General features: G+C 59.5%; 8 protein-coding genes and 3 pseudogenes. 4 read left to right on the top strand and 7 right to left on the bottom strand.

From position 1 onward, the window contains the following. Positions 1-659: 659 nt before the first annotated feature. A pseudogene (locus WDM24_RS06540) lies at positions 660-871 on the top strand (sarcosine oxidase subunit beta); the annotation flags it as partial. Positions 872-1,413: 542 nt separating this feature from the next. Here the strand turns inward: WDM24_RS06540 and WDM24_RS06535 are convergent. Beyond that, a complete protein-coding gene (locus WDM24_RS06535) occupies positions 1,414-1,923 on the bottom strand; it encodes a hypothetical protein (protein WP_224496603.1) in 510 nt (169 codons plus the stop codon). A 1,147-nt stretch (positions 1,924-3,070) separates the two neighbouring features. Between WDM24_RS06535 and WDM24_RS06530 the strand changes: the two genes are divergently transcribed. Continuing rightward, positions 3,071-4,654, top strand: coding sequence for a carbohydrate porin (locus tag WDM24_RS06530; RefSeq protein WP_338823094.1), 1,584 nt, complete (start codon positions 3,071-3,073; stop codon positions 4,652-4,654). Between the two features lie 783 nt (positions 4,655-5,437). Next, positions 5,438-6,934: pseudogene (locus tag WDM24_RS06525) on the top strand (S10 family peptidase). Positions 6,935-8,403: 1,469 nt separating this feature from the next. On the opposite strand, the gene WDM24_RS06520 reads toward WDM24_RS06525, so the two are convergent. The 4 genes from WDM24_RS06520 to WDM24_RS06505 all read right to left on the bottom strand — a co-directional run bounded on the left by WDM24_RS06520 (position 8,404) and on the right by WDM24_RS06505 (position 12,990). Continuing rightward, positions 8,404-9,390 (bottom strand): pectinesterase family protein, encoded by a 987-nt coding sequence (locus WDM24_RS06520; RefSeq protein WP_338696089.1) that lies wholly within the window; start codon positions 9,388-9,390, stop codon positions 8,404-8,406. 261 nt (positions 9,391-9,651) lie between these two features. Then, entirely contained in the window at positions 9,652-10,941 is a 1,290-nt protein-coding gene (locus WDM24_RS06515; RefSeq protein WP_338696087.1) for a glycoside hydrolase family 28 protein, read from the bottom strand. 898 nt (positions 10,942-11,839) lie between these two features. Next, complete coding sequence (locus tag WDM24_RS06510) at positions 11,840-12,256, bottom strand: hypothetical protein (RefSeq protein ID WP_338696085.1); 417 nt, start codon at positions 12,254-12,256, stop codon at positions 11,840-11,842. A 530-nt stretch (positions 12,257-12,786) separates the two neighbouring features. Beyond that, on the bottom strand, positions 12,787-12,990 hold the full coding sequence (locus WDM24_RS06505; protein WP_173643994.1) for a hypothetical protein: 204 nt from the start codon (positions 12,988-12,990) through the stop codon (positions 12,787-12,789). Between the two features lie 449 nt (positions 12,991-13,439). Between WDM24_RS06505 and WDM24_RS06500 the strand changes: the two genes are divergently transcribed. Continuing rightward, the gene (locus WDM24_RS06500) at positions 13,440-13,841 is read left to right on the top strand and encodes a hypothetical protein (protein WP_338696081.1); all 402 of its coding nucleotides are present in this window, start codon (positions 13,440-13,442) and stop codon (positions 13,839-13,841) included. Between the two features lie 376 nt (positions 13,842-14,217). On the opposite strand, the pseudogene WDM24_RS06495 reads toward WDM24_RS06500, so the two are convergent. Beyond that, a pseudogene (locus WDM24_RS06495) lies at positions 14,218-15,962 on the bottom strand (oleate hydratase). A gap of 43 nt (positions 15,963-16,005) precedes the next feature. Further along, positions 16,006-16,764: a glucose 1-dehydrogenase gene (locus WDM24_RS06490; protein WP_166071941.1), complete on the bottom strand. Its 759-nt coding sequence runs from the start codon at positions 16,762-16,764 to the stop codon at positions 16,006-16,008. Positions 16,765-16,766: the final 2 nt, after the last annotated feature.

Genomic DNA, 16,766 nt, shown 5'->3' with positions numbered 1-16,766 from the left:
CGTAACCACTGAAGCAACGACCGCGGACGACACCGATCATCTGGCCGTAGCTGTCAAACCGGAATTGGGAACGATGTTTTCGGATGTAATTGATCCTCTCTTGAGGCGATAGACACCAAGTCCATATGTCAAGAGCTGAAGCTGCCTGCTGCTCGAGATGTGGCGTCCCGCGCAGTCTACTGCGATGATAACCTACTCCCGAAGCCTTGCTATATGCTCTGTTTGCGGCGCGCACGTCGTTGAAGTCTGTAAATCTAAATTGCATTATCGGATCGAGCCTGCTTTGGTCATGTTTCGCTGGCGACGCTACAATATGACCTTACGTCAGCTTCAAGCCAAATTTGACCTACCAGCCCTCTGAGGCTCCCCTCGACGTCTTGATGAGCCATGAGCGCTACGCGGGGGATGGTGAGCGATCACCGCTGTCACGATCGCCAACTGATGTTCGTCGTGAGCTCGCGTCTCTCTGACAAGTGTGCGACCAACTGACCCGAAATCCCCGATCTTGGCGATTGTGCCAACCGCGCGGCATACTCGCTCAGTGCGGAGACGCTTCAATTGTCTGAAGAATTTAGTCGTAGAACCTTCTTGCGACGGACAATGGCTCCCGATGGACTCGCGACGGCCGCTCCGTCCAGGGATAGCGACTTGACATCGTAGGCAATGTTGGTCGTAACGCGACGATTGCTCGCTCGAACTACCTACTGCCCGGCAACAATCCCTTCTATGAGCCATGAACTGGGAGCAGGACTTCAACTTAAACGCCATGGTCTCAGCGTGGCGCGTTGGATCGCTTCCATTCCGACGCTCAGCGCGACGCTTATACGCGGCGCGCAAAGCCATGCGGCTACACGGCGTCGATGCGAACCTTTGGACCCAGACGCAGCGGTGACCTCCACCGACAGGCTGTGCTGCGATGGGTCGCGCGCAAGGCCAGGATCGTCGTGCAACGCAGACTCTCTATACGGAAGATTCACGCGAGCCCGCGGGAGACGCGTCCGCGCCCCGGCGGCGACGGGCTGCCCTGCGAGTTGCCTGGCCCGTTAGATGACCCCGGCATCCTTAGCGCTCTTAAGCTTCCGCTGAAAGTCCGTTGGACCCCCACGGTGCTAACCAGTCAAAATCACTGTGCAGAGCCACTAGGATAGTCCAGGTTCGGCGTTGCTCGGGCCCATCATTCAGATCGACAGGCGTTTCGGTTCGGACTTACGGCGGAGGCCGTCCGTAGCGGATCTTCTCGCTGTGATCGCGAAGATCCGGCTGCACTGACGAGACATGTGATGGACGGGGCCAATCCATATCCGGTTTGGGTCGAGGCGGCGCGAGCCAGCTTGACGCGGCGCTCGGCGCGGGCCCCGCCCCGGCGGTGGCGAGGCGGTGAGACAGCGATACGGAGGCGACCGGTCTGTGGTGTCAGCGCTCGCCGATCGGTCCTGCGATCAAAGGCGCGCCTCCGACCGAAACAGGACCCTGTGGTTTTGAGCGTCCGATGCGTTTCTTGACGGAGCTCAAGACCGCTTTGTCTGGCGGCAAAGTAGCAGCGGAAGGAGCAGATGGACCAGGCGCCGGAATCTGCAAGGTGTCGATTCGCGAAGTCAGTGTTGTGAGCTGATCCAAGATCGCTTGGAGGTCGCCCCGCTGGGCATCGATGTGGCGGGTGAGCTCTGCGATGTCATCGCTCAGCTTCTGCTGCGCCCCCTGTGTCTCGGTCAGGGATGCCCTGTCCTCCGGTGACAGAACCATCGTTGAACCGACTTGCCCAGCGGCAGGCGTTTCGACGAACTCTGCGAGGCTCGATGCAAAATGGGCTGCCGCCGCACCCAGGCCGACGAAGACAACAAGAAACATCAAACCCCAGCGAATGCGCCCTAACGAGCTGTGCAAGAGCGGCCGCAAGTCCGAGGCGGCAGCTTGATCTGTCATCTCCATGGTTCCACGCGCGACTTCCCCGACCCAATAGGCCGCTCGTTGCTGCAATAGCCTGCGATGCTGACGGGCTGCAGCCGCCCGCGCCCCCCGGGCACCATCATTCTTCGCAACCTCCGATTGTTTGCCCTTCGGCTCCAATGTGGGCTCTTTTTCAGCGCAAAAGCCCCCCTAGCGGGGATCTCCTGCATCCTACCGTCGGCAGCGGCGTACTGCTTCGCGTCTTTGCGAGCAACGGGGCACCATTTTCTCACGATTCACAAGATCCTTGCAGATTTTCTCACCCTGCTGCGGCCGAATACGAACCGCGCCAACTCGCCGGAGTGCGTTGCGACGGAAACTCAGCCCTGCCAGCTAGCCACCTCAGCACTGGGCGCCATGCCATTGGACCGGCAGCCATTGCAACTACCAATCTCGGCAGGTTGATCGAGACGATGGACAGCTGGCAAGCGTGGCCATCGAACGCCCCACGGGTCATTTGTCAAGGAACTTGGAATGCACCATAGATCTGGCCGCGCTAATGGAGCTGACGGATTCGCCAACTGCCCTGCGGCAGCGATTAAAGCTGCTCTAATGCTATTTTCTCCGTTCTCCTGCGCCAGCTCGCAGAACACTCTGCCACGATCGCCGGGGGCACAGACGGCAACATTTTCCAGACCTCGTGCCCGTCGATTGCCTCGTCTTTCGGTGACCGAGATGCCAACAAAGCTTCATGATGCCTGCCCTCGTCACCGGCGGGGTTGCTTTTCGGTGACTACCATTTCGTCGAGAATGACGTCTTCAAGCACGATGTTCGGCACCATAAGACTCCTCTGCGGCATCACGGAGCACGGTCGCTCGCGATGTCTTGCTGGCAAGGACAGCTGAAGCTCGTTCGTCATCATCACCTCATCGAGCCAGCACGCCGCTCGCGCTCGGCGCCACGCATGATGCACAAGCTACGTGCAGGCCAGATCAGCCTCGCCCTCCCCGGGTGACGAGGTTCGGGACGGTTAAAGCCGGTCCCGCTGGGGACATACGACACCTTTTGCTTTTAGAGGTCACCATAGCCTTCAGACTCCAAAGGCTGGGAAGTCCGCTTCTCGGGCAATCAGGCCGAAGCTCGATCCATTCACGGCTCGCAGATAGGGACGCGAAGTACATTATGCGCGATCGCATTGTTTCGGCGATAACGTCTCGAACATCTTCGGCTACGGCGGCACTTGCATACAGCTCGAAGCGACGGGGCCGGGTTGTCGCACTTCCGCTGGCGGCTTGTCTGGTCGGCAATTCAGTTCTGGCAAAAGCCGCTAACGAGCTTGATCTCAACAGAGATACTGCAGATCAGGTCACCAAAAGAAGCCGCAGCACCGCTCCCGATCGGAAGACAAGGCTCTCCATCCGCTTGATCAGTAAGGCATCCGGACCCCGTGCCGCGGCGCCGGCAAATGGTCCCAGCATGCCTCTCAAAAAGAGCGGCGGTGCCGATCGGGCTACCCAGACGAGAACACAAGCGGCGATCGACCCTTTCGCGCGTTTCGACAATCTACGAGAAAAGGGGTTGTGGCTCGCCATACCTGGGCCTTCCGATACGATAGATCAGGACAAGGGCGGCGCCAGATCGGCGCTGGCGGACATCGGCATCGGGTATATCGGCTGGACGCACAACAGCTTTGCAGACAACCAGCTGCCGAATGCAGCCAGAAGCAGCTTCGCAAACCAGCTCTATATGGGACAGAATCCGACATTTGCCACGGCGAACTTCATGATCGTCACCTACGATCTCAGCCGCTTCGGTATTGCTGATGGTCAAATTGCCGTGGGGGCCGAGCAGCAATACTGGACATGGAAGCGCCCGGGGCCTGATCGAGTAGGACTCAACACGCTCGCTTACTACCAAACTTTCCTCGACAGGACACTCGAACTCAAGTTTGGCTATCTTAGAAATCAGAACGAATTCACCGGCACATTGTTCGGAGGAATTTCAGGATCAAACATGTTCGCCCTTTTCCAAGCAGGGATGAGCACCAACGCGGCGCCGACCCCCGCCCTCAACCTGAAGTACAATTTCGATGATCGCTGGTACAACAAAGTCTCCGTGCAGCGCTCAATCAGTCCAGATGGACCCTATGCGCATGTAACCGAGAATCCCAGCGGCGTGAACTGGAGCACAGCAAACGCGGGCATTCTTTTCATCGACGAGATTGGCTACAAGAGTAAGGCGGCTCCCGGTGTGCCTGACACGTGGTTGCGGGCAGGCGCTGGTTTCAGCAACAGCCGCTACAAGAATGTAGCGGACCCGGACCGGCAAAGGCATAGCGGCAATAGTTTTCACTACATCGCCGCGGACCGGCAGCTCTGGCAGAGTGACGTCCAGGGGGCACCATCTCGTGGTATCTATGGCGGATTCTCTCTCATGGGAGCACCGCCCGACCTCAACAGAATCAGCCAGTACTACGAGCTTCGCCTTTATGCGAAGGGACCTTTTGATAGTCGGCCCAGTGATCTGATGGCTCTCGTTGCCACCAACACCGTCTGGAGCAAGTTTGCGGTGGATGCTGCTTTGGCCAAGGGCGAGCTCGTGCATCGCGATACAACAGCAATCACGGGAACATACACTGCGTATCTCGCGCCCGGAATATATGCGAGCATCGGCCTGTCATACATCCATAACCCGACGAGCATCACACACACGCCCCAAACGGAGCACGCCCTCGACCTATTGGTGTCTACGTTGATATTCTTCTAGATCATCGCAAGCCTCGTTTTGCTCCTACCTTTTCATGGAGCATGCGACAGCGAACTTCTCGATTGCGATTCCGATGATTTCGCCTGGCTGTACCGATTTGATCTCGCCCAGGATTCCGAGATGATCTCGCCCATCGCCCGGGGCGCGAGGCGTTCTGGCTGTTTGGTTTGTGGTATCGGCGAAGCCGCGAGGTCAATCTAGAATCGCGGCTCGAAGGATTTGGTTTTTTTGCTGCTCCTGCTGTGGGCAGGTGGGCAACGCCCTTCGCGTTGTCCACGCGCGGCGGCATGTCCACGGAGCCACTCGCTCAGGCCTTTCGGCCGGGCTTGCGGGTTCGCCGCAGGCTCTCGACGCCGGGGGGCCGCAGATCGGCAGGTTGGTGTGGTGGGCGGTCCAGCCGCCTTCGACCAGCATTGCCAGAAGGCTGCGGTCCAGACCGCGCGGAGTGCGATAGTCGATGTCCTCGACGGCGGCCTGCTGCCGCAGCTTGGCGATGTCGACGAAGGGCGTTGGCCATGCCGTGAAGGCCGAGCGCGTTGAGCTGATCAGGGGTCGAACCGCCAACCGGGCGATTGGCGATGGTCGGGCATTCTGCACCCGCCGACGGTGGCAACTGCTGACTCTGGTAGGTTTGTTGTTCCCCCGCATGAGCTAGTGACTAGATCGTTTTTGACAGACACGCCTCGCGCACCAACAGAGCAAGCCTTGCACAGGAGAACCTCTATGTCGTCGACCGCACTGCGCAGCACCTCTCTTGCGTTGATCCTGTTTGCTTGCGGGATCATGGGGAGCGTGCGGGCAGACGATCTGCCACCGCGCGCCAATGCCACGACGCCGGCCGGCCAGAAGGGCGCCCCCGGCGAACACGCCGGCCAAGCGCCGAAGTACGCCGTCGGCGGCCGAGCAGCATCGCCTGCCGCCGGACTCCAGCACCAGGCAAACGCTTGATCTCCCTGGGCGGACGCTCTCTTTCATCGCGACGGGCGGCTCCATCCGCCTGTTCGACGAGAAGGGTGAACCGGAGGCCGACATCGCCTATACGTCCTATCAGCTTGACGGCGCCGATCGCGGCACGCGCCCGGTAACGTTCTTCTTCAACGGCGGACCGGGCTCATCATCGGCCAGGCTGCAGTTGGCAATGCCGGACCGTGGCGGCTACCGATCAATGCTGACGAGGTCACGCCATCCACTTTTCCGGAGGTGAGGCCAAACGCGGAGACTTGGCTAGATTTCACCGATTTGGTGTTTCTCGACCCCGTGGGCACAAGCTATAGCCGTTTCGTGGGGACCGGCGATGATGTGCGCAAGCGGCTCTTTTCCGTTGACGGCGACGTCAACGCGCTCGCGCTGGTGGTCCGCCGCTGGCTCGAAAAGCATGACCGGCTGTTGTCGCCGAAATTCATCGTGGGTGAAAGCTATGGGGGTATTCTCGGGCCAAAGGTTGTGCACCAGTTGCAGATGCGGCAGGGCATAGGCGTCAAGGGCCTTATAATGGTCTCGCCACTCTTCGACTACGGCCAGTATGCCCGCACTTGCCTGCTGCAATACATCGCAACACTGCCGAGCTATGTCGCGACCCTGCTCGCGCCCCTGCGTGAAGCCGAGGGTCCGGTAAAGCGAGCCGATCTCGCCGACGTGGAAGCTTATGCACGCGGAGAGTTTCTGGTCGACCTCATCAAAGGCGGACAAGGAAGCGACCACGCGTCTGGCCGACAAGGTCGCGGCGCTGACCGGCATCGATCAGGCGGTGAGTCGCAGGCTCGCGGGCCGGTTTGAGCTCGCCGAGCTTCGCCGTGAGTTCGATCGCAAGAACGGCAAGTTAATCGGCAATTATGACGCCTCAGTGCGTGGGCTCGATCCGTATCCGGACTCGGATTTCCATCTTTCCGGCGATCCCTCCAGCGACACGCTGCTCGCACCTCTCAGCAGCGCCACTGTCGATCTCCTTACGCGCAAGCTAAACTGGCGGCCGGACGGCTCCTATGAGCTAGTCAACGGCGCGGTCGGGCAGGCTTGGGATTTCGGCCGCGGGCCTCCGGAGTCGCTGTCGGAGCTGCGCCAGATTCTCGCAACGGACCCGAAGATGCAATTGCTAGTCGGGCACGGCTGTTTGACCTCGTCACGCCTTATCTCGGATCACAGATCGTGCTCGACCAATTGCCGCCATTTGCCTCAGCACCGCGCGTCAAACTCGTCGTCTTTCCAGGCGGTCACATGTTCTATTCACGAGATGGCTCGCGCCACGCGTTTCGTGCAGAGGCCGAAGCGATTATGAAGTAACCATGACCACCGCGAACTAGGTCACAAGCATGCTCGCGTTCGCACGAGCATAGTTATGATCTCTCAACGAGATCCGGGCACCGGCTTCAATCGGCGCGAGACTCGGCTACGATCATCGTGAATCAAGCAATTGGGTGGGAATTTATGTGTCGACTAAGCTTGGACTCGATTCTGGTCTGCCAGACCTTTCCGCTCTACCTGTCGCGCGGCGGTTTCGGTCAGGATTTGAGGATTGGCCTCAGGCTGCCGCCGATCGGCATCTTTTTCTATGTCGTCGCCGGCCGTACGCACCTCGTGCCGTGGATGATGGGACAGACAGGCGAAGCCGTCGACGGCAGGGGCATGGCTGGTAGGTCCATGGTATCCGTAAATCCACGGTCGCGATCCAGCTGCTGACGATGGTTCTCCCGCGTTCCTGGCAGCGCTGCGCCTCCTGCGCCAGACGAATTCGAAAAGCGAGCCAATCGCGCCTGCCGTTCTCACGCACGCGCTCGCTCAAATGGCGCGGGTCGGTCGCCGCATTTTTGATGTTGCCTTCGCTGAGATTGCCTGCCGCTAACTCTTTGATGAGCGCCTCGTCCGCCGCGTCGACCCCGCGCGTCCGGCCGGCTGCCTCGCGTAATGAATGCGAAGCTTCGTTGAAGAAACCTCTGACTGCCCCGCGTCTCGCGAGGGTTTTTTACTCCCGCTCCCGCCAAGGGCTTTGCCGCCCCCGATCTGATGCGTGACCACAGTCCGCGGATTTTTCCGCTCTTGGCGTGAACCGCAGCGTCTGAGTCCGGCAAGCTGTAGCGTTCGCTGCTGAACGGGTCATCCCGCAAACTGGACTGCGGCGCTAGGGCGAAGCTTCAAGCTGAAAGCGGGGAATGTCCACGCTCGCCCGCCCACCGCTGAGCGCGCCGCCTCTAGAACCAAGGTGTGGCGGCATCCGCATCGAACCGCCGATATCGCCTCGGCTGATCCGTCCACGGCCCTCTGCGACAGCCCGATCCGGCGAAGGCGAGCTTGCGGGGGTCCCCACCGTCGAATCAACCTGCAAATCCTCCATCCGCCGCTCAAAGTTGCTTTGCTGGCTTGCGTTGCCTGCTCGCGCCTGTTGCGCGGCGTACTCCTCGATTCAAGCGCCCGAATTGAAGAAGGGGTCGGTTGGATCCATCCGTTCTCCTTGCGATGGTACAGGGCTTGCGCAATCCGCACGCCTTACAAGGCCGCAAGCGGCAGCCGTTCGGCGGCCGTTGGATTCTGGAGAATACGGGATTCAGCTTTCGAAAGCTGACAAGAATTAGGAATTCGCAGCCGGCAATGTCGATCGCTTTGCTTTCCTTCTTAAAGGAGGCAACAAGAATCTGGCGCGCTACGATGGCCCCCCCTGCCCGAATGCGAGTTGCTGTGGACGAGCCGCCCGAGCGCAACGAGGCTCGGGTCAAAGGGTTTGAAAACCCTCCACTTCCCGAGCGTTCGTCTAATTTTTATCTTGAAGGTTTGCTGGACAGCCAATCTGTCGCGCCCCCGAAGAACGCTTTCAGCGACCATTTCGCGGCTTCGCTGTCAGTCAATTGATGAGAATGAGGCTCGCGGCCTGCGGGATTGGCCCCGATGCTGGAGGATTTGTATTCGGCATAGTAGGCCGTCCTGAACGTATCCGTCTTGCCGGGGGCCCATTCGCGCCAGCCTTCCGCAATGACCGGCGCATCGATCTTCGTCGACAGGAAGATCACTGTGGCATAGGGGCGCCAAGCGCGGCCAAGCGCAACATAGCGCGCACCAGGCTCGGCAGTCAGCCTGCACTGATCGAACACAAAGGCACTGTCCTCGCCCGGCGCTCTTTTGCTCTGCGCCGTATACACAACTGCTTGATTTGCGATGCCGTGCAACTCACAGCGCCTGAAATAGGCCTTCGCATTGCCAAAAACGAAGTCGACATGCCCCTCGATGTAGCAATCAGAGAAGTACTGCCGCGACATTCGACCGTTAGGGCCCTTACCGGCGAACAATGTATCCTGGGCGCCAAGCAGGCGAACATGGATGATTGCGTCCCGGTCGCCGGTCACCGATAGAGCCACGGCCTGCGAAGCTGGATTGTCCCCCTTGAGGGAATAGTCGTTTTGGACCGTCAGATTGTCGAGCCGGAAGTCATCGCCCGAGGCGTTGAGCGTCGCAGAACGGGCTGTCCCTCCCACGTTGATTGCGCCATCGCCGTACACGATGATCGTATCATCCGGCTTTTTGCCGGTACCTTTGAGATGAACACCAGGTTTGAGGACTTTGACCTTTTCGCGATAGATGCCAGGCTTGATCTGGATATCCCCGCCTTGCGGTGGCAGTGCGTCAATGGCTGCCTGCACGGAGTGATAGGCCGTCTCTCCGGCGTGCGACACAAAAAGCAACTGAGTATCGGCTGCCGAGATAGAGCAACATTCCGCGAGAGCCGCAGCGGATAGCGCGATCATTCGCATGTGACCTTCTCCATCCGATCCGCTGCGCGCTCGATGATCGATACAAACAGCCGCAGCGCAACAGCAGCCGAACCTTGCCAACGCAGCGAGTATGCCGCCGGGCGCGATTTCCAGAGCGGCTGACCGCGACAAGGCTTGTCGGAAAGCTTGGCAAGAACGTGAGCGCTATGAAACGACCCGGGGCGCAACGCCACTCAATCTCAACCGCATTGACACGAAACCTGACCCGCCGGACACGAAGTTGTTGTGGTTACGCATTAACTAGTTCCGGAAGGCCTTTGCACATTGCTCCCACCCGCCCGGCCCCCTCTCTCCCGCCCAGCCGGGCAGCGGCGGCGACACTTCAGAATGATCGGCGGTTACATTGGCGTTTTCCAGCCGCCAAGTCGCAGACTCGGCAAACCGAACATCCTCCAGCGTCACGTCAAGTGCATGCTTGCCGTCTACACCGCGCATCAGCAGCGTACCGTTGTCGCCGCGCACATGGCGGAGAGCGATCTGGCGATAGACTGGAATGCTGAAGCCTTGTGCGTGTGGATTGTACTTTGTATCGAAGGCGATCGGCCATCGGTTGCCGCGCAGACACACGTTCTCATAAGTCACTCGCTCCACCAAGCCGCCTCGACTGACATCGCTCTTGATGCGCAGGCCGGATGTCGTGCCATCCAGCGTCAGGTCGCGCACCAATATGTCGCTGGCGCCGGAGTTCACTTCGCTGCCGATCGACATTCCATGTCCCCAGCCGAAGTAATTGTCGATGATGGAGATATGACGGCTTGGGCCATTGTCGCCGGCTTTGATGGCCACGTTATCGTCTCCAGTGCGGATAAAGCTGCGGGTGATGGTCACATCCTGGCTGGCGCCAGGGTCGATGCCGTCGGTGTTGCGGGCCTCGGCCGACGCATCGATCGTGAGCCCCCAAAAGGTGGCACCTTCGACCCTGTTCATCACGACGTGGAAATTGGGCGCATTGCGTAGCGTGACACCATAGAACGTGATGTCCTGCGCCTGATCGATCTGGATCAAACGCGGGGCGTTCTGATTGCCGCTCTCAGTCTGGGCGCGGCGGGCCAACTGCCACCAAGTTTCGGTGCTGCCGGCCATCGCTGCTCCACCCTGGCCATCGATGGTACCGTCGCCATAAATGCCGCCGCCACGCGTCTCGGAAAAGCTGATGAACGGACGGCAACCATCGCCCTTGCCTGCGATCCGTCCACAATGGCGCCAGCCTTTGTCATAGAGAGCTGGTTCGGCTATGGCAACAAGCGTGGCGCCACGTCCGATCCATAAGGTGACGCCTGATTTCATCCCGAGCGGGCCCGAGAAGTACTGGCCGCGGCCCAGATAGACCGCCGCGCCGGCGGGGCAATGGTCGATGGCGTCTTGCAACCTGGCCGTATCGTTTGTGCCAGACGGCACTGGGCGGTCGCAGACCGTGTGAGGTGCAACAGGTTCGGCAACAATGCGGCGGTCCTGCGCCTTGGCCACAGGGCAGAAAGCCATGAAAGCAACGAAGGACAATAAGCCCCAGTTGCGGAAACGCTTTGTCATCGACTACCTCGAGCTTTGCCGCCCGCATCCTTGCAGCATGCTTTGTGTGAAGCTGAGCGCTGGCTGGATCGGCCGTAGCGCGGCTCACTGGCATGGGCAAGATGACATTTATAAGACGCAGAGGAGGCGTGAACCTTGCAACCCGGCGACAGCACCTTGCTTGTGAGCGAACAAAGATGAGCCGGTCAAAACGGCTGATCCCAACACTTGTCACGCGCGTGAGCGTTCGTGGCTTGGCTTCTCGCCACTTGCACTTGTGCGCGAATTCTTGCGCTCTACACCGCTCAGCCATTGCACCAAGCCAAGCCCCTGTTGCGAAGACCCGGTTGGCAGCCTACTTCCAGCTGTCGCTCGGTCGGACGCTGCCCCCAGCATCCGCTCGCAGGTTAGCGGGATCCAAGACAGGCTCCAATTGACGTGGTCGCACGTTATGCTCTCCGACCTCCTGCGCACGTGCGCTGAAGTGTCCCAGAGCAGATCGATGAGCCGTCTTCACGCTTCGGCGTTTGCTCGAGCTCTGTCAATTCTGCTTGGTACCTGGCCACATCCGATCGCGCGCGAAGGAGCTTGACTTTGATCTCGTCTCGTCGCCTCGATTCCTCTTCAAGCCGCAAATTATCCTCGATCGGCTCAATGGTCATTTACGTACGGTCTCCGATCTGCAGATGACTACAATCCTCAAAGCCTCGGACTGTCGATCTCCGGCGCAGGTGGACCTTTGCCAGAACGACTTGAGGCACTGTTCACAGCAAGTTGCTCGAATTGTGCGTAGCAGGTTCGATTGTCAGCTTGAGACCACTGTCAGGAAGTTGACACGACACACTCTTAGAAACTTCGCTGCAAAATATCGGCACGCGGTTCGGCCAGAGGCCGCGTGACAAGTTAAAGCTGCGCCGCGTCATGCTCTACGTCGATTAGACCCGCCTTTCCCGCGGCGACGCCGCGACCTTTGACGGTGACTATGGGGAGGAATAAGTGATTTTGCCGCATCCATGACCGGTTGCGCGGTGACTTCGCTGGATGGGGGATCGATGGTTGATCGAGGCCGCTCGCTCTGATCGGCGACGGCCTTTTCGAGCGCGGAGAGGAATTGCCGGCCCTCTTCCGTGATTTCCCAGCCAAGAGTATCGCGAAAGACAAACCCGGCCGCGAAGATATTCAGATCAGGTGCGCGTTCGGCCAGCCGCTTCATGCGATCGGTCCAGTCACGGCCGCTGTTCATCAGGATTTCAACGGCGTGCCTTATGTCGGCAACGGAGGCCAGCCCGGCAGATTGGCCGGCCAGCACTTTCAGGACGGTCAGCTGGAAGGACACTTCCACCTCTCCGGTGGGCCGGGTGTGCAGTTTCCGGTGCAATGGATCAAGCATAGGGGCGCAACGTCAATATCATAGCGCGGTTAACCTCAACTATATTGACTAACCGCGAGCGCGACGGCCCAGATTTACCTCGCCGCGGGGCGTCAAGGTCAACGCGCGAGCCCGTTTGCCTCAAGACGTGAAAGGCCTCGGGCGTCAGCGTAGCTGATATTGCTCTCCGGCCGCAACGCCGCGGGCCAGTATGGGCCTACCTGGCGGACCCAAGCTGTGCGCGCCCCTTCATCAGCCACAGCATCACTATCGATCGGCAGCACAGCCGACGGCATCGCTGCCTGCGCCGATCTTTGCGCGGTGTGCACCTTGACCTACGGGGTACGATGAGCGCCCAGTTCAGACCGTTCTTAGCTCACTGACAAAGGAGTATCTCGCCATGCCCACAACACACCTCGCCGGAAAAGCCTCAGTTTCCTGCGGCGCGGGTCGAGCGGCGGTTTTACGAGACTGGACTGAGCTTTTAGTATAGCCTGCTACACATCGTGACGCTCCAAAGGAGAAAGTGGCAGGCAAAAGCGCCGCGCGCTCGCGACAGGCAAACCGAATGCATGCGCAATCGCGAAACGGAATATGCAGATGGCCGATTCCGAGAGCCGGATGGGGAGACGGACGTTGATGACCTCGCCACGGGGCTTCGCCTGCTCGATCCCGACTTCGAGAATCCAGGATATCGACATGGACGGCGTCGTTCGGATTGAACGGCCGGGCGTCGCCCCCAACATCAACCAAGCGTCCGCGCCATACCCGTGAGCCGCCCCGCCCAAACGGCAGGTTATCGTTCCCGCGCCATCGCGATGGATGCGAGCGTGATGGCGGCCAATGCCAGCCGCAATCACGGCAAAGCGCATCGACGTGCGACCGCACCACCTTTGGCGGCACCGTCGATCTACGCAGTCAGCGCTCGTCCTCAACGAGGTTGCCGCGATTCTCAGCCTCTGAACCGGGGATGGGTGAACATTCCAGCAAGTGGCGCCTAGAATGCGCAATTTGCGGCGCGATCACACCGTACCAAAAGAGGTAGGTATGACATGTTGGAGGGTGTGGTACCTTCTGAAGGTTGATGATCGGAACTGAGCAGCGAACAACTCAGGTGTTACAAATCCTCTTTTAGGCTAGGAGACGTCGAATGAACGCGAATACAACCGAAGACGAGAAACGCGAACGGCGGCCACGTCCAGAGCCCGGACTGACCCAACTGACCGGCGCCGCAGCCGATGGCGCTGGAGAACCTGCAGCAGCGGCATCACGCATTCCGTCAATTTTTCCGGAATGGCAAAAATCGATCGAATCGACAAGGCACCTGTACGCCGCGGCATTAAAGGATGGATTAAGTTTGGCTGCTTCCTCTCTGCACGAACAAGCAAGCTTTCTGAGAAATCTTGCCGACTCTAAAACTCCCTCAGAGCTACTGAAGTGCCATCTGGACCTCGCGGAGAGATTCTGGTCGAAGTCGTTCAGCGAAGGCTCGAAAATATTGGATCATCTCAAACCATCGCCATCCTCTGCGGTAAGGCAAGGAACCCACTAAGCTTGAGAAATGAGGCCCCGACCGCACTCTGCTTTATCCGCAGCCGGGGCTGCACGTCCCCGACCGGCGACGTTATGGATACTGCATCTCGGCGCGTCCTGAGAAAACCTCCTTCAGCCACCTGGTCGATTTGGAGCTCAGGTGGCACATCGAACGCGAGTGTCAAGCAGACGGTCGGCGCCAGCATTATGTGCGGGCACGATTGTTGCGGCTTCCATTACCAGCCATGTTATGAATTGCGGCCCGAGAACAGTTCCGCCTTCGCGTGTGTCGCCTTCGACACTCGACGAAGGGCTTGCGCCTTGCAATTCACACTCGTACGGGCCGTGGAGAACGAGCTCTCCAGCTGCACAAGACAGGCGAACGCACAAAGCCCTCACTGAGCAGTCTTGCCGGGTTCGGTAGCGCCGATATTCTTCAGCATTAGGTCGCGCAAGAACGCCGGACCGGGAATTCGGATTTCCTTGCCGTCGCGCAGTCTGCCGATTGCCGCAAGCAGCTTGCGGATATCATAGGTCGAATTGAACACCTCTGGCGCACCACGTTCGACGTTGAGGAGCGTGTAGACGGCCTCCATCGCCGTGCGCACTGAGTATTCGGTCGTGAAGACGCAATCGCGCTCCGCCGACTCAGCAAACTGGCCGATGAAGGCAAAATTGATAGCGCCTTTGGGCACAACATTTGGTCGATCACCCGCCTGCCGCGGCATGAAGAGAGAGGTGACGTAGGGCATCATCACCGGCACAGTTTTTGCGGCCATCGCGGCGAGTCCGGTATGTCCTCGACCGGCACGCCGAGGTGATGCAACCATTCCTGCGTGATTTCCTCGCCCGTGCAATCTTGCATCGGCTTGTTCACGTAGTCGCCAGGCTCGTCGACGAAAAGTGAGTAGACCCAGACGACGATCTGATTACTGGGCTGGTACTTGAAATGCGGTTGACGGTTTACAGTCCAACTGAGCAGCCAGTTCGAATCCTTCGCCGTGACGATCCCTCCCGTGACGACCTTGCCGCTGAACGGATCGCGTTTGGCGATCTTGCGGATATAGGCTGGAATGCGCGCATCTAGAGTCGTGATCGTCGCCGATTGCCATTTGGTTGCAGGAATATTGCCGCCGAAGACATCCGGGCGGCCGAACGCCGCGTCCTTGGCCGCAATACGCCGCCACAGATCCCAAGCAGGCGCCGGGCCTTCGTCGAGCCTGGAGGGCGTGTGATGGTCTGCCTTGTCCGAGTTTTCGGTGAGCGACCCGATCGTCATGAATACAAGATCGTCGGCGCCAAGGCCGATGCCGCCGGCGACGCCGCCCTCCAGCCAGTGGATAGCCGTGGCCTGCTTGCATCCCGCCTTTATGTCGAAATCGACATCAGTGACTTCGACGTCGTAGCGGAAGTTGACGCCCTGCTCCAACAGCCATTTGCACAACGGTAGAACCAGCGATTCATACTGATTGTACCTGGTAAACTTCAGCGCGCTGAAATCCGGCAGGCCCCCGATATGATGGATGAACCGATCCAGATAAAGCTTCATCTCCAGGGCAGAATGCCACTCCGCAAAGGCGAACATCGTCCGCCAAAAGAGCCAAAAATTGCTGCTGAAAAACTCTTTCCCGAACACTTCGTCGATACGACTGTTCTCCATCTCCTCACGGGAGGCAAGAAAGACGGCGATCAATTCCTTTTCCGCCTTTTCGCTCAGAGTGAAAAGGCCGTCGGTGTGCGCGTCCTGTCCCTGGTTCACCGTCGCCCGTTGCAGCGAGTAGTTCGGATCATCCTTGTTCAACCAGTAGAATTCGTCGAGCACGCTGGCACCTTCAGTTTCCAGCGAAGGGATCGACCGGAACAAGTCCCATAGGCACTCGAAATGATCCTCCATCTCGCGGCCTCCCCGGACCACGAAGCCCCTTCCTAGGTCTTGGTTACCGTCGAGAGCCCCACCCGGTATCTTCAGCCGTTCGAGGATGGTGATCCGGTCGCCACGCATATGGCCATCGCGGATCAGGAAGGCCGCACAGGAAAGCGCCGCCAGGCCCGCACCGACGAACCACGCAGTCTTGTTGTCCACACCTTCGGGTTTGCGAGGGCGGGCAAAGGCTTCGTAATTTCCGCTACCGTAGTACATCGCAACATTCTATCCGACTAGATTGGACATTCAGTCAGGTTAATCAAAAGAGGTTCTCGGGCGCCAGGCATTTGCGCGGGACGCCGACCGTCAGACCTCCATCGATGACGACCTCCGAACCGGTAAGGTAGCTGGACTCGTCGCTGAGGAGGAACAAGACGACCTGCGATACTTCCTGCGGCTCGGCTGCCCGCCCGAGTGGAACGGGGAAAAGGGAGGACTCGAAGCTCTCGGTCATCGGGGTGGCAATGAAGCCGGGATGGATCGAGTTGATGCGAACTCCCGAGGCCGCGGCTTCCAGTGCAGCGGACTTGGTTATGCCCCGCACGCCGAACTTCGAAGCGACATAGGCGTGGAGTCCGGCACTGCCCCGCAGCCCCTCGACGGACGAGACGTTGACGATCGAACCTCCGCCCGCGCGCCGGATGGCCGGTAGGGCTGCCTGCATCCCGAGGAATACGCCGGTTAGATTGACGGCAAGGGTCTTGTTCCACTGATCGAGCGAGAACTGCTCAATAGGGGCTATGTTGGCGATCGCGGCGTTGTTGACCAGCCCGTGGAGCGCGCCGAAGCGCCCTTCGGCGCTTGCGACCGCCTCGGCCCACTGCTTCGGCTGGGTAACGTCCTGAGGCATATAGATGGTCGAATTGCCAAGTTGAGCCGCGAGAGCCTCTCCTTCTGTATGAAGAATATCAGTGATCACGACCCTGGCCCCCTCAGCCACCAGCAGGCGCGCATTAGCTGCCCCCATTCCGCGAGCCCCGCCGGTCACCAGAATGACCTTGTCGTTCACACGTCCCATAG

Source organism: Bradyrhizobium sp. 27S5 (assembly GCF_037217225.1).
GTDB lineage: Bacteria > Pseudomonadota > Alphaproteobacteria > Rhizobiales > Xanthobacteraceae > Bradyrhizobium > Bradyrhizobium septentrionale.
This window is presented reverse-complemented; position numbering and strand designations above follow the sequence as displayed.